The organism is Rossellomorea sp. ABR4_004 (assembly GCF_056159585.1).
The window spans coordinates 21,489-45,678 of record NZ_JBSWVM010000008.1 but is presented as its reverse complement, the minus strand read 5'-3'; the positions used below and the strand labels follow the sequence as shown (position 1 = coordinate 45,678).

Sequence of the window (24,190 nt, the reverse complement as noted above, 5' to 3'; positions counted from 1 at the left end):
CTCTGACCTTCAATCCGTTAGTCAGGGATACACGACAACACTTAAAATGGCCATATCCCCCTTGATTGCTGATAATGTGCTACCTTTTGTTTTAAAACAATTTTTACAAACTCATCCCAAGGTCGAGATTTCTGTTGAAATTATTGAATCTGCTGAGATAGAGAAGGCTGTTTTAGAGGAAAGAGTCAATATTGGACTCTCCTGCCTCCCTTGCTTTAGTCCTGAACTTGAACATACTCTATTGTTTTCCGATAAAGTCATTTTGGTGGCTCCTCATGATGGACGGGATTTCGAATCAGCTCCACCTTTGGAAGAAGAGGAGTTGTTAGCATCCAATTATTTATTGACCCACAATCACCCTGCTTATTGGGATGATCTTCGTTATACAATTAAGCAATTCTATCCGAAAACGAGGATGATGAGGGTTTCACAAACACATATTACGAAACGATTCATCGCAGAAGGCCTTGGCATTTCCTATCTTCCATCGTCTACAGTTAGGAGAGAGCTGCTGGAAGGAAGACTCTTGGAGGTTGAAACAAAAGCTTTTCCCATGCCAGAAGCAAAAACCTTTGCCATTACAAAATATCAACATAAAGTACAAAAGGAGTTTTTGCGTTTCTTGTCTCGTTTCAGGGTGTGAAAAAGGGATGACAGGATCACTAATGAGTGATCCTGTCATCCCTTTTTTAGTTCTTCTTAGGAGCTCCATTCTTTTGTTTCCCTCTTTTTGAAAAGACCAGTCAATAAGTCTGAAGCTCCAAATAATTTTTGAGAATCAGCTTTATCGATCATCATTCTAATTTCTATAGGTTCTAATGAACGAAATACATTCTTTAATTTTTCCTCTGTATAGCCTAGTCCACCCATAAGTGAGCCTGTTCTATATACTTCCCAATCGGATATATCAGAGCCCCCCAACTTTCCACCCTGAAGAAAACAAGTAATACCGAAATATCCCTCATCTTTTAATGAATTCTCTATAATATCTATGTAACTCATTCTTCGATGAGGTGCAATATGATGAAAACAACCTGAATCGTAAATGAATTCATATTTCCCCTGTTCACTAGTGAAATCGAAAATATTTTGGTGTATAAAGTTGATGGTAAGATTCCTTTCATCTGCGCGTTCCTTTGCCCAATCGAGGGACGTTTTTGATAAATCAACTGCATCTACCTCAAAGCCATGTTCCGCTAAATAAATCGAATTCCTGCCTGGCCCACAACCGAGTTCCAGTACTTTTCCAGCCGAAATCCTTCCCGTTTCCACGTATGATACTAAATTTTCGTCAGGTGCATTCACAAATATGGGAACTGATTTGTCACGATCAGAAAAAAATTCATCCCAAAAGTGAGCAGGTTCCCTTAGAAACGAATCCAGCATTTCCAGTAAATCTTCATAATTAAGAATGTTTTCTTGCATGTGGTTCCCCCCTTTTAAAGCTAATTTCATTTTACTTGATTACAACAAAAGAAAGGTTACCACGATTTTACAAGTATGTATTTTTGTATGAAGTAGGATGGTTAAAGTGATGCTTATTATGGCCCTAGAAGTGAACTTGTTGGTTCAGAATACCCCTAAACCCGATACTAATAGGGAGGTATACAAAATCATTTAGGTCCAATTTCGCTTAACACAAACCCATTAGCATGGGTGGTGCATATAGATGATAAAGATTGAACATTACATTTATTACAGATATGTATCAAAAAGGGAAGTTTATGAAAGTAATATTGACTTCTTATCTTTTTCAAGCTCATTCTCCTAAATACTTCTCCATCCTGATATCAGACCACATACAATTATTCCAATAAGTAAAATTAGCAATTCTAGCAATTTCTTGATATCCCAACCGTTGATAAAGCTTATATGCTCGGGTATTATACTCAAACACACCCAATTCAATTCTTGTTAGACCTTGCTTTTTTATCTCTTCTTCTAAATATTGGATAGCGTTGAAACCTATTCCTTTACCACGTCCACTCTCTTCACCTATTGTAATTCCTATCCAAGCAGTTCCTGGTGCTCTTTTGTGAAGATGGCTTGGGTCGACCATGTAATTCATTTCTCCTACAAGCTTGTTATCTATATGAATAAGATAAAAATGTTGATTGTCTAAACGGTTTTTGAACTCTTCTAAAGTTATCTGCCACTGTTGTTCCAGTTCCTTCTTGTTTTTATTAGGGCGAATGAATGGAACTAAGTCTGGATTGTTTTCCCAGCGATTCATGGCATCTACAATTATCGAATTTGGTTCGATTACCTTAGTAAAACGAATAGTCATTATTTTCCCTTTCTATTCTCAATTATTTTTACCACCTGAATTAATAGTATCATGTATTAAATGGTTCATTTCAATAACCATTTCTATGTTCAATTGTATCACTTGAAAATTATTATTGAACAGTTAATTATATTCGGAAATTTCAAACTACTAAACGATCAAGTAACAAAATGTGTATGGAATGACAAATAGTTATGGTATGATTTATATAATCAAATTTCTTAAGGCTCATGCATTCCAGCCTTAGAAGTTCCGGTTCCTAATGGATGAGAGGTGAGGTAATGGAAGCGTTAAATGAAGTGAAATTAGTAACGTTACACAAAGGCCATGTCTTTTATCAATTTCAGTCAGAAGAAACCTACCTTAGCAACCTTATGTTGTTTATTCGTTCTGGATTGGAGAATAACCAGCATATCCTGGTTATTGAAAGCATGAGAAATATCACCAAGGTCAGAAATAGAATGAAAAGGATATTGAATGAGGAGCAACAATCTTCCATATATTTAGTTGATAACTTTGACTACTATTTTTTAAATGGCGACTTTCATACTGAAAATATACTTAAGCATTTCCAGAAAGACATTTCCATCATGAAGAAGCAGAACCCTTCCATCAGAACCTGGGCCCATGTCGAGTGGACATCCAGTGAACCAGATGCAACCATTCTCAACGAATTTGAATCAGCTGCAGATGATTACGTTATACAGGAAGGCTTGCTATCTGTCTGTGCATATTCTAAAAACTGTTTATCTCCTGTTTTGAAAGAAACACTTGAGAAAGTTCATAACTATGTGATGACAGATGAAGAGCTTTGTTTATCAATGATATACGGTAAATAAAAATATCCTATTTAAGAAGATTCGTTTTTTACGAGTCTTCTTATTTATTGTGAAAGGATATACAAGTATAAATCTACTCATGCACATACTCATCTCAATTCCTCCTTTTACATGAATGTCTTCCTTTGATAGGTTAATTCCCTGCAGTTAACTACCTGTTCTATTGAAGCCCAACCTCCAATATGTATAACTATGACCATATATAGGCATATACCAAGGAGGTACTTATGTGAATGGAACCATCAATCCCATCAAGCTGAACGAAGTCATTAAGTATGAAGATTTATTTCACGAAGCTTTTACAGGGACACCATTAAGAGCAGGACGTGTGGAATTAATAATGTACTGGATAAAGCCCGGGAAGTCATTTATTACGTATGACATCCATGATCGAGATAAGAAGTTTGTGAATGTAGAAGATGCTCCTTCCCCACCTTCGATCCATCGGGAAGAGATTAGTTTTCGGACGATTTTCGAATTAAATCAGTCAGTGGATATTGAGATTGCCGGAGTGAAGAGACCTTCAGTCATAGTAACAATCAACATCGCATGGTCGGATGATGGATGTGTAGTGTCTTATGGAGTGACAGATCGGACAAATACGACATATTATGGGGTCCGAGAAGAGTTGTTGGTTAAATGGAATCAAGAATTTGTGATTAGGTGAAAAACAGGAAAGCTGCTTACTACCAGATGAAATTCATTTTCAACCCAAAAGGAACCAGCGTCTTTTTTGTGACACTAGTTCCTTCTTATATTATTTATAGAAAACTTTATCTACGTTATATTTCGATTGGAGTTTGTTAATGATATACGTTTCGTAAATCTCACGATCCATCGAATCTTCTACAATGCTAACATCGATTCGGTAAATTTCGCTTCTGTGGTTACGTAATGGTGAAACGGTATCTTCAAGATGCTTCTTGACTCTTTGTCTTAGTTTACGTGCTTTCCCTACGAAGAGAAGTTCGTCGTTGATGTTGTAAAACAAGATGATGCCACCCTTGTCTCTCGGGATTTCGTGAAGATCGATGAACCCTTGGATACTTTTGATCTTCGGTTCTTCTGAGTCTCTTGGTTGTCTGCGTTCCGTTATGGAAATATCCGCTTGTGGGATTTCAATTTTTATCATGAATGTCACGTCCTTTGTTTGCTGTAAGAAATAATGGTAACACATAAAGTATAGAATTACCATACAACGCAGCACTTACCATAAAAAAAGAAAGTCCTCTCACCATGTTACACGCACCTTAGTCCAATTCAATTATTGTACGTCTGATTTTTATTTCTAAACAATTTGGGTATTCTCCAAATTCATTGTACGTTCCTCCTATTCTGTAGGTGGAACAAGTATGTCCAGATGCTGCTTGAGGTTTTCTATTGTAATTGGCAGCTTGTCCCCTTCGTCCCCATCAACATTGGCAATCATCTTAAAGGAAGATGACGCTTCCAGGTTTGAGACTTTCATGTAATGGACATGTTCACTTTCTGCCAGTTCTCCTGAAAGGATTTTTGGAAGGAGCAATAGAAAATGAGGAAGAGCTACGTCTTTGATGATAAAGACATGGAGCTTACCGTCATTTACTTTGGCCTCGGGTGCAATGGTTTCCATACCTCCGACAGAGTTTGTCAGGGCAACAAGCATAAGAAGCGCGTCGCCTTCCCAGTCCTGATCGGAATGGACTTTAAGCTCGAACGGCTGCTTCTCCTTCATTTTTTTCATTCCTTCGATTATATATGCTAGTGGACCAAGCTTAGACTTCTGTTCGACGGGTGTTGAGAACGATGCTTCAGCCAACGCGCCTACTGCGACGATATTAATGAAGTATCGATCATTGATTTTTCCTACATCTGTCTTCTGCACATGATTATGCCTGAATATGTCGATGGCCTCTTCAGGTTTCATAGGAATATTTAAAGCTCGTGCGAAATCATTTACTGTTCCTAGTGGGATCAGACCAAATAGAGGACGATGATCCTGCTCAGCTATTCCGTTAATCGCTTCATTGATTGTTCCGTCACCTCCCATGGCTGCGACGAAATCAAATTTTCGCTCACACGCTTCCATGGCGAAATCCATGGCATCTCCTTCCCCTTCTGTAATGCGCAATTCCGTTTTATACCCCATATTTGTCATGGTCTCAAGAGCATGTTCGCTATAATCCTGCCCTTTTTCCTTCCCAGAAGAGGGGTTAACGATAAGCATGGCTTGTTTCACAGCGTTATCCTCCTTTTAATATGTATACGATATCTTTACCCTGATTTAGGGAATTGGAACCTTATGTAGGATATAAATTGGTAGGGAGGTACATATCATGACAAATAGAAATTAAATACTTTGCAAACCCAAGGGTATGTTTAATCCTTTCTTCTTCTGAGTTGAAGAGACTCCCTTTCAAACCGTTTCGAATATTCATAGCCTCCCGAATAATGTTGTGCCATTCATCATGAAGATGTTGCAGTCCATATTCTCCTGCTTCTTGCTTGGAGGTAATTCCATATTCTCTTAATGTATAGTATTGACGAAGCAAACCAAGGACAGACCATTCTATCTCATTATCAATGATTTCAGTCGGATAATTTATAACATCCTCAATTGATTTTTCTATCCCACTGATCCTTCCCATCCAATACGAATTCATGTTGGAATGAACATAAGAGCTTAATTGGTGTAAAGAAATGGATACATCAAAAGAAGCCGTGTCCGGTCCCCTAACGCTGATTCCCTTATGTTTAAACAAATACCAAGTGATTGGGTTGAAATTAAAATATTCGCCAAATCTTAATTCACCATTATTGTAATAAGCATTTTCTTTATATTCGTTTGTGTCGCTCGTACTAAGTTTTCCTATCTCCTCTTGAGTGATATATACTCCATCCATTTCCGGCTTAGGGTATGTCAACGCTAATTCTTTATGTATAAGATGTAAACTCTCATCATCTTTAGATGTCATTCGGCGGCGGGTAACCGCAATAAAGTCAATATCACTGGAATTATTCACATACGCATCCAACGAGATGGAACCGTGTAAATACACGCCTTCCATCGTATTTGGCAAGTATTTGTTAAATAATATCAGGTAGTCATTTAATACTGCTTGTACAACCCTGGGTAATCTGGCCATTGAATATCCCCCTTTGAAAAACTAATTATACGACGTCATCTTTATTATCCATCTCTAGATTATGCTTATAGTATCAAGAGCATTGAGAGATGATCACTCAGTACATATATTAACATTTAATTCCATAAATGTGTGAGGTTAACGAATAATTGGAAAATAGCGGTGAGGTAATAGGAACAGTATAAAAAACGCTGACCTCCACATGTCCGGTCAGCGCCCTTCAAATAGTTATTTCCTACTATTAATTTAGCTTTATCATTGTTAATCCTGCACTATTAGTTGAAGTATTATCCACATTACCAATGAGGTTATCTGTCGTATGCCCAATATTTCTAAGTTCTACTTTTCCTCCTGCTGGTATAGTAACAATCGCTTCTCCATTAACTTGAAAGATGGAATCCAGGGTCACAGGAGCACTTGTGAAGATGCCTAGTTGGTTACCATACCTACTGGATGTAACGATTGAACCATTCACGAATAATGCGTATGCTCCTCCTCTACTAAATCCTGTTTTACCACTAGTAAATACAACGTTATAGTTAATTTTGTAGTCTCCTTCATTTACTACGATTATCGAGGTTCCCAAGTGAATAAAGTCCCCAGCAGAACTAATGCCAGTATGGTTAAAAGAAACAGGTTGGTCAGGTATTATAAGATCTCCACCAATTCTATACACATTACAGTACTTACTATTGCATGTACATTCCCCTCGAGGCCCTGTTACACCCTGCATTCCACGCTCTCCTGGAGGTCCCGCTTCCCCTTGAAGTCCTTGTTCCCCTCGAGGCCCTTGTTCGCCTTGAAGCCCTTGCTCGCCTCGAGGTCCTTGTTCGCCTTGAAGGCCTTGTTCGCCTCGAGGCCCTTGTTCACCTTGAAGTCCTTGTTCCCCTCGAGGCCCTTGTTCGCCTTGAAGCCCTTGCTCGCCTCGAGGTCCTTGTTCGCCTTGAAGGCCTTGTTCGCCTCGAGGCCCTTGTTCACCTTGAAGTCCCTGTTCGCCTTGAGGTCCTTGTTCGCCTTGAGGCCCTTGTTCGCCTTGAAGCCCTTGTTCGCCTTGAGGTCCTGGTTCCCCTTGAAGGCCAGGTTCGCCTTGAAGCCCTTGCTCGCCTCGAGGTCCTTGTTCGCCTTGCAGGCCTTGTTCGCCTTGAAGGCCTTGTTCGCCTTGAAGCCCTTGCTCGCCTCGAGGTCCTTGTTCGCCTTGCAGGCCTTGTTCGCCTTGAAGGCCTTGTTCGCCTCGAGGCCCTTGTTCACCTTGAAGTCCCTGTTCGCCTTGAGGTCCTTGTTCGCCTTGAGGCCCTTGTTCGCCTTGAAGTCCTTGTTCGCCTTGAGGTCCTTGTTCCCCTTGAAGGCCCTGTTCCCCTTGAGGCCCATGTTCGCCTTGGGGTCCTTGTTCGCCTTGAAGTCCCTGTTCCCCTTGAAGTCCCTGTTCGCCTTGAGGTCCTTGTTCGCCTTGAAGGCCTTGTTCACCTTGCAGTCCTTGTTCGCCTTGAAGGCCTTGTTCGCCTCGAGGTCCTTGTTCGCCTTGAAGGCCTTGTTCACCTTGAGGGCCTTGTTCGCCTCGAGGGCCTTGTTCGCCTCGAGGCCCTTGTTCGCCCTGAAGTCCTTGTTCGCCTCGAGGCCCTTGTTCGCCTTGAAGCCCTTGTTCACCTTGAATTACTTGGACATCTTGGTATTCTAACTCTTCTTGATGTACTCGTTTTCCTCGTTTTTTGCTTTTCTCGCTTTTTTTCTTACACACTTTATGCTTGTCTTCCTTATCATGACCTCTTTTAGATCCCAATTTTCTCACCTACTTTTCATATATCAATATTTTAATCCTATTAATCAAATGATGAATAACTAAACAGAATTACTATAGTTTATGAAAGATATGTATAGTACGTGTAGACAAACATCCTGTGGTTCTATAAATAAACGATAGTCTATAATATTGGAAGAATTCTATGATATGGTCGTCTCTGCTGAGAAAGCGTCAGGCTATATGATGAGCCAGCCTTTGATATATCAATACTAAAGAGTTTATTTCATTCCTTTGGCTTTATTGTTCTTTAATAGAGAAAGAGAATAGGCAAAATAGTAACAGCTTCCTTTTTTCTTTATCTTTAGTTATTCTTTGAGTTATTGAAGTTACTGGAATTGCTGCTTCCCTTTGGTCCAATTTCTAAAAGGAATTTCATGCCATTCGTTTCAGAAGTAACTTCTTCTCCTTTTTCACCAATTTCTCTATAGAACTTGTTGTCATTGGTTCTTGCCGTTTTTCCTCCTGCTACTTCGTATCTCATTTTGCTGTTGTCACAGTTGTTACTACCATACGATTAAAGTTACGCAGTTTTAATATCAAGCGCACACTGATTGACTGAACTCCTGGATCTTATGTATTAAAACAACACACTTTGCTAAGAAAGCATTATTTTTATCCAAGTTCTAAGAAATTTCAGCATTTGGCTCGGTTACAAAACTGATTCTATTTCCATACAATATAAAAAAGTGAAAGTCTACCATGTAAAGGAGTGATGATCAATGGAGAACTTTTTTAACGGGAAAATCTCAAAGAAAGACCTGGAAGCCTTCGAAATGATTGGTGATGGGAAAGACGGGGAAATCTACAAGGTAGCAGAGGACAAAGTCGTTAAGTACTTCTTTAAAGAAGAGACACATCAACGGGAGCTAGAAGCGATGAAAATAGGGCAGACTTCGTCCATTATGCCTCGTCTTTATGAATTTGGTGACAATTACATTGTCATGGAGTTTGTTCAAGGAATATCCCTTGCCCGTCATATGAAACGACACGGCCATATTGATGAAGAAATGACTAAGAAAATTTTATTCGTCTTAGAAGAATTCAAACGATTAGGTTTTACTCGATGGGATACGGAGGTTCGTCATATGTTAATGGATGAGAATGGTGAATTCAAAGTGATTGATCACAAGCGAGCATTTACATCCGACTCACCTGTTCCAACGAAGTTGTTAAAAGGAATGAAGAAATTTGGTTTAACAGGCGAATTCCTGGAAAATGTAAAGAATTTAAATCCTGAGCTCCATGATGCTTGGAAGAAATATAAGTAGTTCCATACATGATGAAGTTCCTCACTAAAATATCATAGAAACAAGAACGTTCTTTTCTTTAATCAATAAGGAAAGAATGTTTTATTCAAAAGTTTAGGACAAGCACCTGGAATCAAAAAAAGGATAGTACTCCCATATAAAGTACTATCCCTGGAATTTTTTAATCAAAATGTTTATACTTTTTTCACCGTTACCCTATCCAGGTGAGTAAATAAAACGTCACCATTACCATTGGACCATACTAAATAGTGATCTTCAGCCTTTATAAATGTTCCGTCGCAGTCTATTTTTTCTGCTCCTGAAATAACCTCGATTTTGTCACCAAGCTTGAGTACTTTATTAAGTTTATCGGAAAATCCCATAATGCCTCCTCCTTTCTCTTTTAACATTCAACAGTCTATATATTTATATTAAAAAACACGAAAAATGATAGGGCTTTTACCTATCATTTTCATTTTTCCACAAAAAAAAATGACTGGATTGCGTCCAGTCATTTTTTTCGTTTCTAAATAATGTTAACTAAACTTTACGGACAGTAACATTATTTAAGTTAGACGTGTTCATATGGCCGTTATCATCAGCCCATACAACGAAGTTATCGCTTGCGTAAACGTATGAACCCTCTTCGATTTCTTCGTCACCAGATAGGACCTCGATTTTATCACCTAGAGATAAAATTTTATTAAGAAAATCAGCCATATTACCGTCTTTGAACAAATTAGACATTATGTTTCCTCCTTTCGGTGTTTACTCTATTTTTATGCTGAACCGTTAAATGCGTAAAGGCAGATAACTAGATTTCATAAAAATATTTCGAATTAGTCATTTACTAGATTAATTATTCTTTATCATTCTCAAGGATTCGGTTGCTTGGTGAATGTTCCGAATTATCTTCTGAAGAGCTTTCCTCCATACTGAATAAAGTCTCCTCCTGGCTTTCGAACTCTTCATCTACATCTGTACTTTTTTCTCCTAGTGAAGAAGCCGGGCTCCCCTCTTGGATATTGATGTCTAGTTCTTCCCCAGATGCCTCTTGTGAGTCACTTTCGTTTTCTAAAGTTTTCTCTTCATTGCCTGGATCTGACTCCTTTGCCTCAGATCGACCTTCATCTGTTTCCAATGATGGAGTATACTCCTCTTCTTCCTCATCTGAATCGTTCGAGTAATCTTCAACGAGCAAATTGATTACCCCTTCTTTTTCATCAACTGAATCGGGATCGGAGTCTTCTCCTTCATCACCAGAGGAGTCAACAATGTCTACAGTGATACTCTCATTTTCAATTGTTTCATTGTCCTCGTGTACTTGTTGAAGAATTAGACTGTCCTGGGACATTTCTTCAGTCTCATGTTCTTCTTTTTCAAGCTTTACGAAGTTCAACAGTTCTTCATTAACGCCGGATTGTATATTTTTTTCATCCTTTTTTTGTGTACCTTGTTCTTTCTTTTCCGATTTGCCTTTTTTCTTCTTCTTGATCTGGTTATCACCTTTATGTTTAGGCTCATTTTTGTTTTTGTCATTGTGTTTCTGATTTTTCTTTCTCTTGGAGCCAATTTTTCGTACACTGATCGGGCCGCATAAATCTGTGAAATTGACATTTGCATCATAATCCATCCAAATGAGGATATTGTCGAAAGCTGCCACGAATGTTCCACCGCTGTCAATCATTTCATCCTCAAAGAATACTTCAAGATGATCTCCAAGCTGGAACATTGAATTTAATACCCCTTCAACTGATTTACATGGAAGGTCGTCAAAATCCTGATTTGAACAATGCTCTTCGTGATCGTGTGCACAGTTCTCATCTGTTTCGGGAAGATCTTGATTCCCTGATTTTTCATGCTCGCCGGCGTCTTCTGAGCACAACTCATCTTGCTCATCGGGATCTCCCTCACAATGCTCTTCATCGTCATGATGATCGGAATACTTTCTAGTGTAATCATCATACTCTTCTACCATAGGTTTTCCACTCCTTTACATTTTGTCTACAATTCATAATCAATATATGTATGTAAAAAAGGAATGTATAGCCTATTTTTATGGTAATATCCCAAATTCCGCTCACTCTAACCGGGCTTTTGAATAGGTTATTAATAGATACAGAGACGTGGAGTGAAGCACATGCCCAATTGTTATCTTTTTATTAATGAATATATATTGCCAAGGATCTTTTCCTCCTGTTATTACGATGACTTTATGGTCCCTTGTCACAATCAATCCATCTTTGTGAGCTACCAAAAATCCAAAAAACAACCTGTTACTTCTTCCGCAGAACATCTGCAAGATACTCCTTTTCTAGATCAAACTCAGGTATCACAAATCATTCACAGTATGATGAGCAGCTTGAACGAAACTAATACTCACCATCAATCGACTGAGCGGCCTTCTTTCGACATTACTCTAACAACTGAAGATCAACCCAGCATAGTACTTTCTCGAGTATCTAAGCCAAAGCACCGTAAAAGACGTGGCAAATGTCCTCGCATACTATCCCGAGAGGTGCGACCATTCGAAAGATTCAATTATATCGATCCCAACAACAGTATCCCCCAATCAAAATATCAAGCAAGCGAACCACCTCTACAACATGTACAAAAAAATAATCCATCGAACAGCCAATGCGACAATGAAGAAAGGAAAGAAGAGTTTCTCGAAATTAAGCACGAGCAGGAGAAAGTATTAAGAAAAGAGATCAGGGAAGACATTCATCAAAATGATCAAAAAACCTATATAAAAAGTCAAGTTGATGAACCAGTTAGCCATAAGGTTTCTCATGAGAAAAAACCACATGACCTAAAGAAGCAAATGAAATTTATGCGGCCCTCCCACTTATTAGAATCAGATATTACGAAACAAACTTCCTCTGCCGGCTCGTCCATTGAAGATGGTATTCGTGACATCAGGTTGAAAGAGGAAGAAAAATTGAAAGCTTTTTTACATGATGACCTTTTAGAAGGTGAAAATGATGAGCAGCTCAATACCAGCTTAAATAAAGTTGATAAAGATATTTCTAACCCACCATCATTAACAATGGATACTGACATCACAAAACCCAAGAATTCGTATGATCAAACAACCCAATACACATCAAAATTGGATAAAAACGTTAACGAAGATAGTAATAAAAAATCTTCTACCGAAACCAACATACCAGCCTCGATCCCGCAAGCGGAAGATGTCAAATATAAACTAAACCGCACTTGCAGCAAGGCTAGGAAAATCGTTGGCAAACATAAAAAGGATGCTGCTGAATTCAACTTCGAGATCCTTAGCTCAAGCCCTCCTGGAAAAGAAATGAAATACAAACTAAATCGCACTAAATTAAGAACAAAAAAAAATGTTGATGAATTTAAGAAATGTGCCGATGAAACCTTAAACTCGAGCCAACCAGCTAAAGAAGGAAATAATAAGGTCAAACGTGAAGCTCACTCCTCATTAGAAGCGGAAAATGATGAATCCAATTCCCCCACACCTACTGCAGAATTTCACTTTGATATCCTACACTCTGCTTCATCTATCAAAGAAGTTAATAAGGACGTCAAGCCAACAGACTTATCACGTGTGAAAATGAAAAAAAACGACACAAAATCTACTCCATCTAGTAAAAAAGTTCAATCTGATATCTTAAGCTCTAAATCAGCCGGGAATGAAGTGACATACAAACTAAATCGTACGAATAACCAAATCAGATACAGGAATCAGAAACAAAAAAGGATCGTAAAAGACGAAGGTAAAAGTACTAAAGAACAGGATTTCGATAACTTACACAACAACAGCCCATTTAAAGAATCAACATCACAACCAATCCAACAGAAAACGAATGAAAAGGTTAGTAAGCCAGTCCCACCTTCTTCTCATACCAAGGATAAAGACGACATCCATACTACGATTTTGAATAAATATTTCACACTTGGTGACAAAATCAATGTATATGCGGGAAGTAAACTACTTGATCAGCAAGGAACATTTTTAACAGCCGGACCTGATTTCTTCATATGGATTGATGGTGATGGATTTGTACGGTTACAAATGATCAGCGGTGGAATTAGTATCGGTCAAACAAAAAAGAAAAAATAAGAAACAGACATTAGCCCTGTGCTGGTGTCTGTTTCGACAATATTGAAGGATACATATACTAATGTAATAGAGATAAGATTGGGGTGAAGGGAATGAAAGAAACTGTATTGGTCATAGCAGCACATCCAGATGATGAACTACTTGGGACAGCTGGTACGCTAAAAAGGTTAGTGGATCAAGGAAGTAGAGTCGTCTCGATCATTACAGCAAACGGCAGAAAGGAAGAGGCCCATCACATTCAGCAGCTTGCCCGGAAAGCAAACAAAGAAATTGGGATAAAAGAAGTTATATTTCTGGAGCATCCTAACCTTGAATTAGAAATGATGCCTCTTCATCTATTTACAAAGGAAATTGAAAAACTAATCGATATCTATCAGCCTACTAAGATTTTTACCCATCATTACGGCGATGTGAATCGTGATCACCAAATTACGTTTCAAGCCGTATTAACAGCAGTCCGTCCTCTACCAAATAGACAACCGATTGAATTGATTACTTTTGAAACGGTATCCTCGAGTGAATGGAATACCCAGACAAATGATAAGCAATTCAAACCGAATTATTATGTGAACATTTCTTCGGTGATTGTTCAGAAAATTGCTTCCTTAAAGCATTATGAAGTGGAAATGCGAGAGTTTCCACATCCGCGTTCCTATGAGGGAGTCAAGCATTTAGCAAGTGTCCGAGGTATGACGGTTGGGGTACCGTATGCTGAAGCATTTGAAGTTATAAGGAGGGTCTGGAATTGAAAGAACTATTTTTTCCTTATCCTTACCTTGTTTCTGCTCTGGATAATTATTATGGGGTAAAGTCAAAACCCATAACGGCAAAAATAAAGGATAAGGGTAAAGATTCTAAACGAAAAAAAGAACGGAAAAAGAAAATAAAGACGAAAAAGAAAAAAAGTAAACCCGGCAGTAAGAAACTATCCATTTTGATAGCGACTTTTTGGGACTATCCTCATACGGGTGGCCTTTCCAATTACATTACTACTCTACGAGAAGGCTTGCGGTCTTTAGGTCACAAAGTGGATGTCATTGCTCCGAATCAGTTTTCACAAGTGAATGTAGAAAAGCTGCGTGAAGTGATCGTCCCTGAATTAAAGACTTTTTTTGAGCAACGATACGGAACATACACTAGCAAAATCATACAAAGTTGCCGTTTGCTCTACATCTATGAACAGATGATGAAATCTGTAAAACTGGAAAAATACGATATTCTTCATGCTCAGGATTTATTCACTGCCAATATTTTAGGGAGATTCAATGAAGATTTAGGTAAACCTCTTCTTTTCACCCCACATGGCATGTTCACCTTTAGCAGGGTCAAATTCAACCGAATTGAAAAAGGGTCTGTAGAAGAAGTGTATTACAAAGAGATTGAGAAAAAAGCGATAGAATATGCGACCCATATGGTCATTTTAAGTGACTCTTTCCGTGATCCATTAAGTTCACTGGGAGCAAAACCTGCAAATCTTACAACCATTAATACAGGGATTGATTTTAAAACCATCGATCGAGGTAAAACGAGTGGGAAAATTGTGATTTCATGCATCGCAAGACTTGGACCTAGAAAGGGACATTCGGATTTATTTAATGCCCTTTCCCGAATGAATGGAACAAGTCATCTGGTTGAGGTTCAAATTGTCGGAGATGGGGAAATGCGTGAAGCGCTTGAAGCTCAAGTCAAATCGTTGAGGCTCTCAAACGTTCGATTCTTAGGTAAACGCGATGATGTCCCAGCCATATTAAGCAAAACAGATATATTTGTTCTTCCAACCGTCAATGACAACCTTCCCATTTCCATTATTGAAGCCATGCATAGCGGTGCAGCGATCTTGACAACGAATTGCGGTGGAATTACGGAAATCGTCCATCATAATCAAACCGGAATCATTGTAGAGCCAGGCAATGTCAGTCAGTTAGCAGCTCAACTCAAACTCTTGATAGGGAGTGAAGCATTGCGAAAGAAACTGGGAAGCAATGCGTATCAATATGCCAAAAATCATCTCACTCGGGAAGCCATGGTTGGTAAGATTGAAGGGATTTACCAAAATCTACTAGGTTTGGGGGATGAATAATGTTGTCATCACATCCAGCTGTTGTCCTTGATTTAAGCGCGAATGGAGTCGGCATCATTCATGCCCTTTCCCGAAAAGGAATTGATGTATATGCATTTGATACAGAAGGTCCATATTCAAAGGGAAAATCAAGACTTGCAACATGTGGGGTATGTCCAAGCCCCTTAAACCAAGAAGCAGAGCTGCTTTCTTTTTTAAAAGGAATCGCTGTAAATCTTGATATGAAACCTGTGCTCTACGCAGGTGCAGATGATTATGTTGTCTTCATCTCAAAATACAGGAACGAATTATCCCAGTACTTCTTGTTTTTATATCCTGATCACTCATTAATTATGGATTTATTAGATAAAAAGAAAACCTATGATTTAGCATTGGAATATAATGTCCCAACAGCCAAAACCTTTTTTGTTGAAAATGAAGAGCAGCTTGAGGAGGCGATTGCTCAATTAGAATTCCCATGTATTTTAAAGCCTGTGTTCGGACATGAATTCAGAAAACATGTAAATAAGAAAGCCATTCATATTCAAGACCCAATCCAATTAAAGAAAATCTATCCTATTTACCGCAAGTTCGGTGAACTTATTATTCAGGAAATCATTCCTGGAGACAACCAATGCTTTTATAAAGTGGCCACATTTTTCGATGATGAAATGGAATTACTTGCCCTTTTCACACTGCAGAAAAACCACCAATTCCCTGCACAATTCGGAACGGGAGCACATATCGTGAGCAAACGAGTACCTGACCTCGTCGAAGTTGGGGTTCCACTATTGAAAGAGTTGGGACTAAAAGGAGTAAGTATGATCGAATATAAAAAAGATCCACGGGATGGGCAATATAAGCTAATTGAAATCAATCCCAGGTTCTGGCTGACCCATAGTTTAACCGGTCATTCCGGAGTTGATTTCGCCCTTCAATATTACCTGTATCTTACAGGTCAACGCCCAACTCCGAAACTGAAGCAAATAGACGGTGTTCAATGGATTTACCTGGTACGGTACTTCCTTACCTTTCTTGAAAAAAGAAAAAGTGGGGAAATGAGCTTAAAAGACTTCTTTTATGGACTCAGAGGAAAAAAGGTATTCGCTCTTCTTGCCTATGATGACCCAATGCCCTTTATCCGGAGTACCATGTCTCACCTGCGGAATGCGTGGAAAAGAAAACGAAGGAGTGATTGAGTATGTATACACCACAAGAACTGAATTCTATGTTTCATAAACACTCTATTGAAGAAAAACTCTCCACAACCCTTGGGAATAACGTGACCATCATTGCTTCATCAATACAAAACCTTAAATCAACTAAGAGAAGCAGCATTTATCAGCTTCAGCTACAAAAGCACACAGACACCTTCCCTATCATTTTTAAAATCTACCATTCAACGAAATACAAAAATGAAGTCGAGATTAATGTCTACAGTCAGGCTTACCCTTTTTTAAGAGAGTTTCTTCCTGAAATCTACTTAATTGAGAAACATGGAAGTGATACGTGGGTGTTCATGGAGTTTGTCCGCCAAATTCGTGGACAGCTGACCTTTACACCCAAACATTTTGATTATATTATCCCATCCCTTGCTAAACTTCATGCCCACACGTACGAAGAAAAATTCATGAAAGAAAAAAACACTTTTCAAAATTGGTTTCCTATATACAATTCGGCAAAAATGAAAAGCGACCGGGAAAAATTCACATCAAATACAATGACATTTCTAGACAGTGCCAAGAAGGATAAACAATTGAAGGATATCATCAAACCACATTATAAATCGCTAAAAAACTTATACAGTAACGGTCCTGACTTCTTTCCGGAACTATTGGCAAGCGGCTCATCCATTACTCATGGAGATCTTCATATGCAGAATATCTGTTCTAAAGATGTCAGCAAAAATGAACCCTGGGCGATTCAATTCATCGATTGGGAATCAGCAAAATATTCCCCAACATGGTTTGACATGATTGTCCTGGTAGAAATTTTACTAGGTTTTCGGAAGGATTGGCAAAACAATGCGGAAGAAATCCGCACCCACGCAGTCGACGTGTACACGAATGAATTGAAGAAATATGGAATCGAGTTTAAAACCAAACCGATTCACCTGTACAAAATGGCGTACCTTCAACGAACCCTAGAAAAAGGATTACACACTCAGCTGAGACGGATCTTTGACAACCGCGGAGGTGAGCTTCTTCCCTACCATTTAGAAAAGATTTCAACCTGGGGAAGTGAATTGGGAATCTATAAATAGATACGAAAGGATGAGAAAACTTGAGTCGAATGCCCCCTTTCAACATTCATCCCTCTCTTCTTGCCATCATGGATCAGTATTATGGTGTGAAAAGAGACTCTAAGGAGTCTCTCACTCTCCAACCATTCGGTTTGAAGACAAAAAGCCGTGATTCAAAGCCAATGAAAATCTTATACATTACATTTTTTCAATACCCTCATACAGGGGGATTATCTCATTACATCACTTCAATAAAAACAGGTTTTGAAAAGGTCGGTCATATTGTAGATGTACTTGCGCCCAACCATATGTCTTCAGAACAGCTGAAAGTATGGATTCCCCAGGCTGCCTCTGAAGCCCGTAACTTTATGCTTAATCGCTACGGAAACGCAAATGAAAAAATCGTAAAAAATCTTAGTTACCTTCATGTATTTGAACTCTTTCTCAAAGAAAAAAATCTCCAGCAATATGACATCATTCACGCACAAGACCTATTTGCCATTTTCATTCTGGGACATTTAAATCAAACGTACAAAAAGCCTTTATTCTTTACTCCACACGGTTTCTTTACGAAAAGCCGCTTAAAATTCGACAAAATGGTGAAAGGTTCCATTGAAGAAGCCTACTTTACTGAGATTGAAAAAATAGGTATTGGAGCAAGTACTGAAATCGTGATGATTGCAGATTCCTTTAGACCTAACTTAATGGACTTCGGTGCAAAAGATGACAGGATGGTCACTGTTCATACGGGGATAGATTTCAAACCACTTCCTCATAAAAATCATGAAAACATCATCCTGACATGTGTCTCCCGATTATCTCCACGAAAAGGTCATGGATTTCTCTTAGAAGCATTGTCCAAGGTTCGGGAACACTTGACCAATGTAGAAGTATGGATTGTCGGAGATGGTGTCATGAAGGAAACACTTTTGAAAAAAGCGAAAGAACTTAAGCTGAATAACGTAATTTTTTTTGGAAAACGACATGATATCCCCCATATTCTTTCGATGTCGGACATCTATGTGTTAGCAACTGTGAATGATAACTTTCCCCTATCCGTCATGGAAGCGATGTTTTCCCGGCAAGCGGTCATCTCCACCACATGTGGGGGAATCCCGGAAATGGTCCAACATGAAGAAACAGGCATCCTTTGTGAACCAGGTAACGTCGAACAACTTGCACAAGCGATAAAGCGTTTCATTACAAACAGGGAAGAACGTGATAGGTTTGCATACGCTGCTGAATCCTATGCTCGTCAACACTTAACAAGCCAAGAAATGACGAGAAAAATTGAACAGATCTATCAAGCATATATATGTAGAAAGGAGACTCATCATGAGGGAGAATAAACGGATCCAGGATCAAAAATGAAGATATTAGTTACAGGCGGTGCCGGATTTATCGGATCCCAACTCATAGATTTACTGCTCGCAGAAGGTCACACACCTGTTATTCTCGACAACTTCTCTAATGGCCAGGAGGGGAATGTGCCAAGTGGAGTCAAAATATATAGGAAAAACCTATTATCTGATAAAGTTGAGCGAATTTTCAAAAAAGAAAAACCTGACATTGTCATGCACCTCGCTGCCCAAGTGAGCGTAGCCAAATCGTTGGAAAATCCAGCAGAAGATGCCGCGATCAATGTATTGGGAACTGTAAAGTTGTTGGAGTACAGCATCAAATACGATGTGAAAAAATTCATCTTCTCCTCCTCGAGTGCAGTGTATGGTTATACAAATGAGGTGATTCATGAAGAGAGTGCCACTAGTCCCATCTCCTTTTACGGTACCTCCAAATTAGTATCTGAAACTTATATCAAACTATTTAATAGGCTATACGACCTTCCGTACACCATCTTGCGATACGCCAATGTATATGGACCAAGGCAAAGATCTGATGGTGAAGGCGGAGTCATTAGCATTTTTATTGAGCAACTATTAAACAATGAGGCACCAATCATTTTTGGGGACGGAAATCAGACACGGGACTTTGTATACGTAGAAGACGTAGCCCGGGCAAATCTTCTTGCCATCACCAATGCTGACAACCAAATCATCAATATCAGCACCAACACCCAAACATCCGTCAATTTACTCTACATCCTGCTCTCAAACCAAATCCACTCTTCCCAACAGCCAAACTACGAAGCGAAACGGGAAGGAGATATTTTACACAGTCACCTTTCAAACGCGAAAGCGCTTGAAAACCTTAAATGGGAACCTGTATATGATCTGATCTCAGGACTCGAGAAAACGGCAGCATATTTCAAAAAGAAAGAGTAGTCATGCTATCATAAATCGCATTAGTTAAAAGAAAAAGCCTGTATGACAGGCTTTTTTTCCTTAGATCGCGATCTTCATGTCAATATCACTCATGTATTCTACCCTAGACGATCTAAAATCCATTCGGCTGTTTTCTTTCCGTTCTGAATGCACGCACCTATACCCACTCCATAATATGAAGAACCGGCCAGCTTCACGCCTGGTAGCTGGTTTGCCAGATTGTTATCTAATGAATGGACAGACTGACTGTGCTCAAGATGATAATTTGGCATCAGATCTTTCCAATTCGTAACTTCAACAGAAACCGGGTCACAGTCTATACCTATGCTTTTTCTGATATCCTCCAGTGCCGTGCTTACAAGTTCTGCCTTGCTATATTCTTTCAAGTCATTGTAATGAAGGTTTGTACTTTTATAAAAAAGTCTCAATAATAGTCTTTGGTTATTGGATGTATGCTTCCACTTCCGACTCGTCCATGTGCATGCATCGCATTTCACATCTCTGCCGTTTGATACGATAAAGCCTGTCCCATCAGCAGGAAGGTCCGCATCTGGAATGTTAAATCCGAGGTAGATCGAAATCAGTGAAGAGTTTTTCAGTTTATTAAAATCAGGTTCCAGTTGTTCATGAGTTAGTAACTTTTGGGTTACATCATGAGGTGTTGCGAAAACTACATAATCCGCTTGAATGCTACCATGACCATTAAGAGTGAGTTTGTATTTATCGCCCGTTTTTTGGAAATCTTTTGTTTCTATGCCTTTTAAAATTGTGGTACTGGAGCATTGTTCTTCTAAACGTTCAATGATGGTTGATAAACCATTTTTAAACGAGATGAACTTTTTTTGGGATGCCCCTTGGAATTTTTGTTTATTTGCTGATAAACCCTTCATGATACTGCCGTAATCATTTTTATAATCTAGTAAGTACGGAAGTGTCGAAGCCATAGTAAGTTTATGCAAGTTCCCCGAATAAACCCCTGATAATACTGGAGCTATCTGTTTCTCGACAAGTTCCTTACCCAGGAATGCTTCTAGAAATTCACCGATGGAACTCTCTTTTGTAAAATGTGTATTTTCCGTTTCTAGGTCTTTAAGGGCATTAATCTTCCCTTCTTCTGACACCAGGGTGCTACTTTTAAGTGAATCAACTGACATGGGAATTCCGAAAATCGTGTCTTGGGGAATCTCGTGTAATTCGCCATTTGTGTATATGTAGGATGTGCCTGTTTCATTATAGACCAGTTCCTCTTGAAGTTGAAGTTCTTCAACTAGAGACAGAACCCCTTCATTTCGGGCTACGATGGAATCTGCTCCTGCTTCCATAATGAATTCGCCTTCTCTTATGGTTCTAATTTTGCCGCCAAGCTGCAGATCTCGCTCGATTAAGATTAACTCGATATCTATTTCTCGTTCTTTGGACATTTTTTGAAGATGGTACAGAGCTGTTAATCCTGTAATTCCTCCACCTACGACAACCACTGTCTTCATACGATTCACTCCAATAATTGCGTTTATGTATACAGATTATCATGTTTTTTGTTTATTAGAAAAAGATTCTGTGTCTGATTTGGGAAAAAATATGGGTATGAAGGTTAGTTTCAACATGTATATATTATTTTCATTAACCCTCTTCTGATTCATCACTCAATTCCTAGTTGACAACTAAGAATACTTATATATATAATGTAAGAAATCAATGACAACTATATAGCCACTTATCCAGAGAGGTAGAGGGACCGGCCCGATGATGCCTCAGCAACAGATTCTACATCGTAGAACACTGTGCTAATTCCACAAGCTTTGTGCTTGAAAGATGAGTTGAAGTTTTATACTTAAAGCCTTCTTCTTATCTATTAGGGAGAGGGCTCTTTTCAATAAAAGAGCCACTTCCAATGTTCGAATACTAATAAGAGGAGTGATCCAACATGGGGAAAATTCTCCAGGAATCTATTCATAATCGCAAAAATGAGTTAATAAACAAATTAATTGTCCACAACATTTTCAAAAAAGGGGACAAACAATTATTCGAGCTGACGTTGCAAGAACTTGAGGATGAATACAAATATCTTCAAAAGGAATGCCATCCGCATAGTGATGTTGGGTCCATCCATTGGAAAAATTGTGCGAAATTAAGCAGTTAATAAGCAGCAATCCTAGGTTGTGGACTGCTTACTTATTTTTCTATAGTTAAACAAAATGTCTGCATTCATCAGCACATCCTCCTCGTGGTGATTCTAGTTTTTCTTAACAAAATTGATTCATATATAAACGATCTACTCCTTATTTAAAAAATTCTTTCAAAAACATTCCAAATGTCTTATTCTGATAATCTATCATCTCTTACAAAGGAATTAATATATGACTTCCATCCTGCAGCATTTCATGAACGAATTCATCGGCTTAGATAGTTGGTCTCTCATTTTCATCAGTATTTTCATTAATATACTCATCAGTATTCTTGGTTTCCTGCCAAGTGTCTTCTTAACGGCCTTTAATATTTCCGCATTTGGGTTTTGGCCAGGAATCGGTATTTCCATACTTGGTGAATCCCTAGGGGCCATTGTTAGTTTTTATTTGTACCGAAAAGGAATGAAGTTTGCAGGTATTGATCAGATTCTGTCAAACAAATACTTTCTTAAATTAAAAGAAGCGTCTGGTACGGAATGGATCTTTCTTCTATTCTTGTTCCGCATGGTTCCATTTGTTCCTTCAAGTGTAGTAACCGTTGCCGCTGCCTTTAGCTCTATTTCTATTGTTGCCTTTTCTATGATCAGTTCTGTCGGAAAGATTCCTTCGTTGTTGATTGAGGCATTCGTGGTGATGAATGTGTTGGATGCGGATAAGGGCACGGTCATTTTATTGGCAGGTTCGATGATGGTTGGGATACTATATTTGGGATATCGTTGGTGGAAGAACAATAGATTATAATTGTGTCAGTTACGGACACCACTCTCCTCGGGAAAAGAAAAAAGACGTCCACCACATGGCGTACGTCTTTTCTCCCTTTCATTTATTGTGCATTTACCTCGACAGCATCCTTCTTGTGATATTCTGCAAAGATCTCCGCGAACGCTTCTGTAGAGTTATACAATTCCACTAAATTATTTTCCACTCCGCCAAACTCAAGTAACATGGCTCTCTCGGTTAGGTCCTGATTGTAAACCCCGTTACCTTCTGCTCTTGTTTTGATGAAAACTCCACGGCTGATGCCAGGATATTTTTCCTCCAGTTTAGCATTCAATTCCTTTGCGATCTTAAGGTTCTTTTCGAAGTTTTTGTTTTCTTTCCCTACGATAAAAAATAAGCGGGCATAGTTTTTACCGTTAATGGTTTTGGTCGTGATGCTCCGTGGCTGAGAATCCCGATGGATATCGATCAAGTACGTTAAGTCATCGTTTTGGGCAATGGCTTCTTGTACTAGTCCCCTTGATAACTGATAGGATTCAAAATATGTCCATGACTTGTCTTTGAGTGCTTTGTTTACATCTGTCTTATCCTGAACTGCCCCAATCCCCCTTGCTTCAAGCTCTTGCTTTAATTTGGACCCTACAGCAATGACGTTAACCTTCTCGTTGGTACTCGCTGGATCTTTCGAATCGTTATTTTTAATTAGCGGGCTGAACGCTTCCCAGCTGTGTGAATGATAGATGTAGACGGATTTTTCATCAATCTCTTGAACTCCGTTTCCTGAATTGTTGTTTGCCTGATCAATTTGGCTCTGATCGATTTCCTGATCTTTCAACTGATCTTCTGTTGGAGCCGGTGATTCATTTGGAAGGTTGGTAATGTCCGTCCCCTTCCCCGCAACAGCTATGTGAGTATGATAATTTTCGATTCCTGGGATTTCCCGTCCAAATAAACTTCGCGGATCAAGGAGTGAAACATTCGTGACACTTTCCAACCAATCAAAATCATTGTTTAATGCTGCCTCATTTGTAACACGCAATCCTGTCATTTCCTGTGACAACAACATAAGAAATGTTTCCTTCGGGACTAGTTCCGACATTGATGAATACAGTAAACTATCCACCCTCAATTTAATGGCAGTTGATGAAATCAACCACACGGTCAAGTACATGAGTACAATACCGATCAATACTACCCGAATGATGGCCTTCATAGAGACGAATACTAGTGGGACTAAGCTATTGTTGTTTCGAGACTTATACGACATCATCAGTACCCCTATATAAAGTATTTAATAGTTAACTTTATG

The 24,190-nt window shown here is 38.9% G+C and carries 26 protein-coding genes and 1 riboswitch; of the genes, 13 read left to right on the top strand and 13 right to left on the bottom strand.

Going from position 1 to position 24,190, the window contains the following annotated elements:
- The coding region (locus tag ACXAF2_RS22730; protein WP_475142017.1) for a substrate-binding domain-containing protein at window positions 1-643 on the top strand (643 nt) is incomplete at its 5' end.
- A gap of 56 nt (window positions 644-699) precedes the next feature.
- Here ACXAF2_RS22730 and ACXAF2_RS22725 read toward each other — a convergent pair.
- The gene (locus tag ACXAF2_RS22725; protein WP_475142016.1) at window positions 700-1,425 is read right to left on the bottom strand and encodes a class I SAM-dependent methyltransferase; all 726 of its coding nucleotides are present in this window, start codon (window positions 1,423-1,425) and stop codon (window positions 700-702) included.
- 334 nt (window positions 1,426-1,759) lie between these two features.
- Window positions 1,760-2,287 (bottom strand): GNAT family N-acetyltransferase, encoded by a 528-nt coding sequence (locus ACXAF2_RS22720; RefSeq protein WP_475142014.1) that lies wholly within the window; start codon window positions 2,285-2,287, stop codon window positions 1,760-1,762.
- Between the two features lie 281 nt (window positions 2,288-2,568).
- On the opposite strand from ACXAF2_RS22720, the gene ACXAF2_RS22715 reads away from it, so the two are divergent.
- Window positions 2,569-3,126 (top strand): MEDS domain-containing protein, encoded by a 558-nt coding sequence (locus tag ACXAF2_RS22715; protein ID WP_475142013.1) that lies wholly within the window; start codon window positions 2,569-2,571, stop codon window positions 3,124-3,126.
- Window positions 3,127-3,355: 229 nt separating this feature from the next.
- Entirely contained in the window at window positions 3,356-3,793 is a 438-nt protein-coding gene (locus ACXAF2_RS22710) for a hypothetical protein (RefSeq protein ID WP_475142012.1), read from the top strand.
- 90 nt (window positions 3,794-3,883) lie between these two features.
- Here the strand turns inward: ACXAF2_RS22710 and ACXAF2_RS22705 are convergent, their stop codons facing one another.
- From ACXAF2_RS22705 to ACXAF2_RS22680, 6 genes are all read right to left on the bottom strand, one after another.
- Entirely contained in the window at window positions 3,884-4,258 is a 375-nt protein-coding gene (locus ACXAF2_RS22705) for a nucleotide excision repair endonuclease (RefSeq protein WP_475142010.1), read from the bottom strand.
- Between the two features lie 198 nt (window positions 4,259-4,456).
- A complete protein-coding gene (locus ACXAF2_RS22700) occupies window positions 4,457-5,344 on the bottom strand; it encodes a diacylglycerol/lipid kinase family protein (protein ID WP_475142009.1) in 888 nt (295 codons plus the stop codon).
- A 61-nt stretch (window positions 5,345-5,405) separates the two neighbouring features.
- Window positions 5,406-6,251, bottom strand: a complete 846-nt coding sequence (locus ACXAF2_RS22695) for an aminoglycoside adenylyltransferase domain-containing protein (protein WP_475142008.1) — start codon at window positions 6,249-6,251, stop codon at window positions 5,406-5,408.
- A 241-nt stretch (window positions 6,252-6,492) separates the two neighbouring features.
- The gene (locus tag ACXAF2_RS22690; protein ID WP_475142006.1) at window positions 6,493-6,984 is read right to left on the bottom strand and encodes a hypothetical protein; all 492 of its coding nucleotides are present in this window, start codon (window positions 6,982-6,984) and stop codon (window positions 6,493-6,495) included.
- A complete protein-coding gene (locus ACXAF2_RS22685; RefSeq protein WP_475142005.1) occupies window positions 6,972-7,895 on the bottom strand; it encodes a hypothetical protein in 924 nt (307 codons plus the stop codon). Before ACXAF2_RS22685 ends, ACXAF2_RS22690 begins: the two co-directional genes overlap by 13 nt.
- A gap of 455 nt (window positions 7,896-8,350) precedes the next feature.
- A complete protein-coding gene (locus ACXAF2_RS22680) occupies window positions 8,351-8,530 on the bottom strand; it encodes a stress-induced protein, KGG, repeat-containing protein (protein WP_475142004.1) in 180 nt (59 codons plus the stop codon).
- Window positions 8,531-8,768: 238 nt separating this feature from the next.
- Between ACXAF2_RS22680 and ACXAF2_RS22675 the strand changes: the two genes are divergently transcribed.
- Window positions 8,769-9,317, top strand: coding sequence for an RIO1 family regulatory kinase/ATPase domain-containing protein (locus ACXAF2_RS22675; RefSeq protein WP_475142002.1), 549 nt, complete (start codon window positions 8,769-8,771; stop codon window positions 9,315-9,317).
- A gap of 173 nt (window positions 9,318-9,490) precedes the next feature.
- On the opposite strand, the gene ACXAF2_RS22670 is transcribed toward ACXAF2_RS22675, so the two are convergent.
- The 3 genes from ACXAF2_RS22670 to ACXAF2_RS22660 all read right to left on the bottom strand — a co-directional run bounded on the left by ACXAF2_RS22670 (window position 9,491) and on the right by ACXAF2_RS22660 (window position 11,274).
- A complete protein-coding gene (locus tag ACXAF2_RS22670) occupies window positions 9,491-9,679 on the bottom strand; it encodes a hypothetical protein (RefSeq protein WP_113967738.1) in 189 nt (62 codons plus the stop codon).
- Window positions 9,680-9,836: 157 nt separating this feature from the next.
- Window positions 9,837-10,043 carry a hypothetical protein gene (locus ACXAF2_RS22665; protein WP_113967737.1) on the bottom strand — a complete coding sequence of 69 codons (207 nt, stop codon included), beginning with the start codon at window positions 10,041-10,043 and terminating at the stop codon, window positions 9,837-9,839.
- 112 nt (window positions 10,044-10,155) lie between these two features.
- Entirely contained in the window at window positions 10,156-11,274 is a 1,119-nt protein-coding gene (locus ACXAF2_RS22660) for a hypothetical protein (protein ID WP_475142001.1), read from the bottom strand.
- A 162-nt stretch (window positions 11,275-11,436) separates the two neighbouring features.
- Between ACXAF2_RS22660 and ACXAF2_RS22655 the strand changes: the two genes are divergently transcribed.
- The 7 genes from ACXAF2_RS22655 to ACXAF2_RS22625 all read left to right on the top strand — a co-directional run bounded on the left by ACXAF2_RS22655 (window position 11,437) and on the right by ACXAF2_RS22625 (window position 19,975).
- Window positions 11,437-13,392 (top strand): hypothetical protein, encoded by a 1,956-nt coding sequence (locus tag ACXAF2_RS22655; RefSeq protein ID WP_475142000.1) that lies wholly within the window; start codon window positions 11,437-11,439, stop codon window positions 13,390-13,392.
- Window positions 13,393-13,484: 92 nt separating this feature from the next.
- Window positions 13,485-14,141, top strand: a complete 657-nt coding sequence (locus tag ACXAF2_RS22650; protein WP_475141998.1) for a PIG-L deacetylase family protein — start codon at window positions 13,485-13,487, stop codon at window positions 14,139-14,141.
- Window positions 14,138-15,472 (top strand): glycosyltransferase family 4 protein, encoded by a 1,335-nt coding sequence (locus tag ACXAF2_RS22645; protein WP_475141997.1) that lies wholly within the window; start codon window positions 14,138-14,140, stop codon window positions 15,470-15,472. Before ACXAF2_RS22650 ends, ACXAF2_RS22645 begins: the two co-directional genes overlap by 4 nt.
- Complete coding sequence (locus ACXAF2_RS22640) at window positions 15,472-16,650, top strand: carboxylate--amine ligase (RefSeq protein ID WP_475141996.1); 1,179 nt, start codon at window positions 15,472-15,474, stop codon at window positions 16,648-16,650. Before ACXAF2_RS22645 ends, ACXAF2_RS22640 begins: the two co-directional genes overlap by 1 nt.
- A 2-nt stretch (window positions 16,651-16,652) precedes the next feature.
- A complete protein-coding gene (locus ACXAF2_RS22635) occupies window positions 16,653-17,714 on the top strand; it encodes a phosphotransferase (RefSeq protein ID WP_475141994.1) in 1,062 nt (353 codons plus the stop codon).
- Window positions 17,715-17,743: 29 nt separating this feature from the next.
- On the top strand, window positions 17,744-19,042 hold the full coding sequence (locus tag ACXAF2_RS22630) for a glycosyltransferase family 4 protein (protein WP_475142018.1): 1,299 nt from the start codon (window positions 17,744-17,746) through the stop codon (window positions 19,040-19,042).
- Between the two features lie 18 nt (window positions 19,043-19,060).
- The gene (locus ACXAF2_RS22625) at window positions 19,061-19,975 is read left to right on the top strand and encodes an NAD-dependent epimerase/dehydratase family protein (RefSeq protein ID WP_475141992.1); all 915 of its coding nucleotides are present in this window, start codon (window positions 19,061-19,063) and stop codon (window positions 19,973-19,975) included.
- 98 nt (window positions 19,976-20,073) lie between these two features.
- Here ACXAF2_RS22625 and ACXAF2_RS22620 read toward each other — a convergent pair whose 3' ends face one another.
- Window positions 20,074-21,462, bottom strand: a complete 1,389-nt coding sequence (locus ACXAF2_RS22620) for a protoporphyrinogen oxidase (protein ID WP_475141991.1) — start codon at window positions 21,460-21,462, stop codon at window positions 20,074-20,076.
- Window positions 21,463-21,686: 224 nt separating this feature from the next.
- Window positions 21,687-21,794: riboswitch (SAM riboswitch) on the top strand.
- A gap of 105 nt (window positions 21,795-21,899) precedes the next feature.
- On the opposite strand from ACXAF2_RS22620, the gene ACXAF2_RS22615 reads away from it, so the two are divergent.
- Together ACXAF2_RS22615 and ACXAF2_RS22610 are read left to right on the top strand one after the other, a co-directional pair.
- On the top strand, window positions 21,900-22,115 hold the full coding sequence (locus ACXAF2_RS22615) for a Fur-regulated basic protein FbpA (protein WP_475141990.1): 216 nt from the start codon (window positions 21,900-21,902) through the stop codon (window positions 22,113-22,115).
- 217 nt (window positions 22,116-22,332) lie between these two features.
- On the top strand, window positions 22,333-22,902 hold the full coding sequence (locus ACXAF2_RS22610; RefSeq protein ID WP_475141988.1) for a TVP38/TMEM64 family protein: 570 nt from the start codon (window positions 22,333-22,335) through the stop codon (window positions 22,900-22,902).
- 82 nt (window positions 22,903-22,984) lie between these two features.
- Here ACXAF2_RS22610 and spoIIP read toward each other — a convergent pair whose 3' ends face one another.
- Window positions 22,985-24,148, bottom strand: coding sequence for a stage II sporulation protein P (gene spoIIP, locus ACXAF2_RS22605; RefSeq protein ID WP_475141986.1), 1,164 nt, complete (start codon window positions 24,146-24,148; stop codon window positions 22,985-22,987).
- Between the last annotated feature and the right edge of the window lie 42 nt (window positions 24,149-24,190).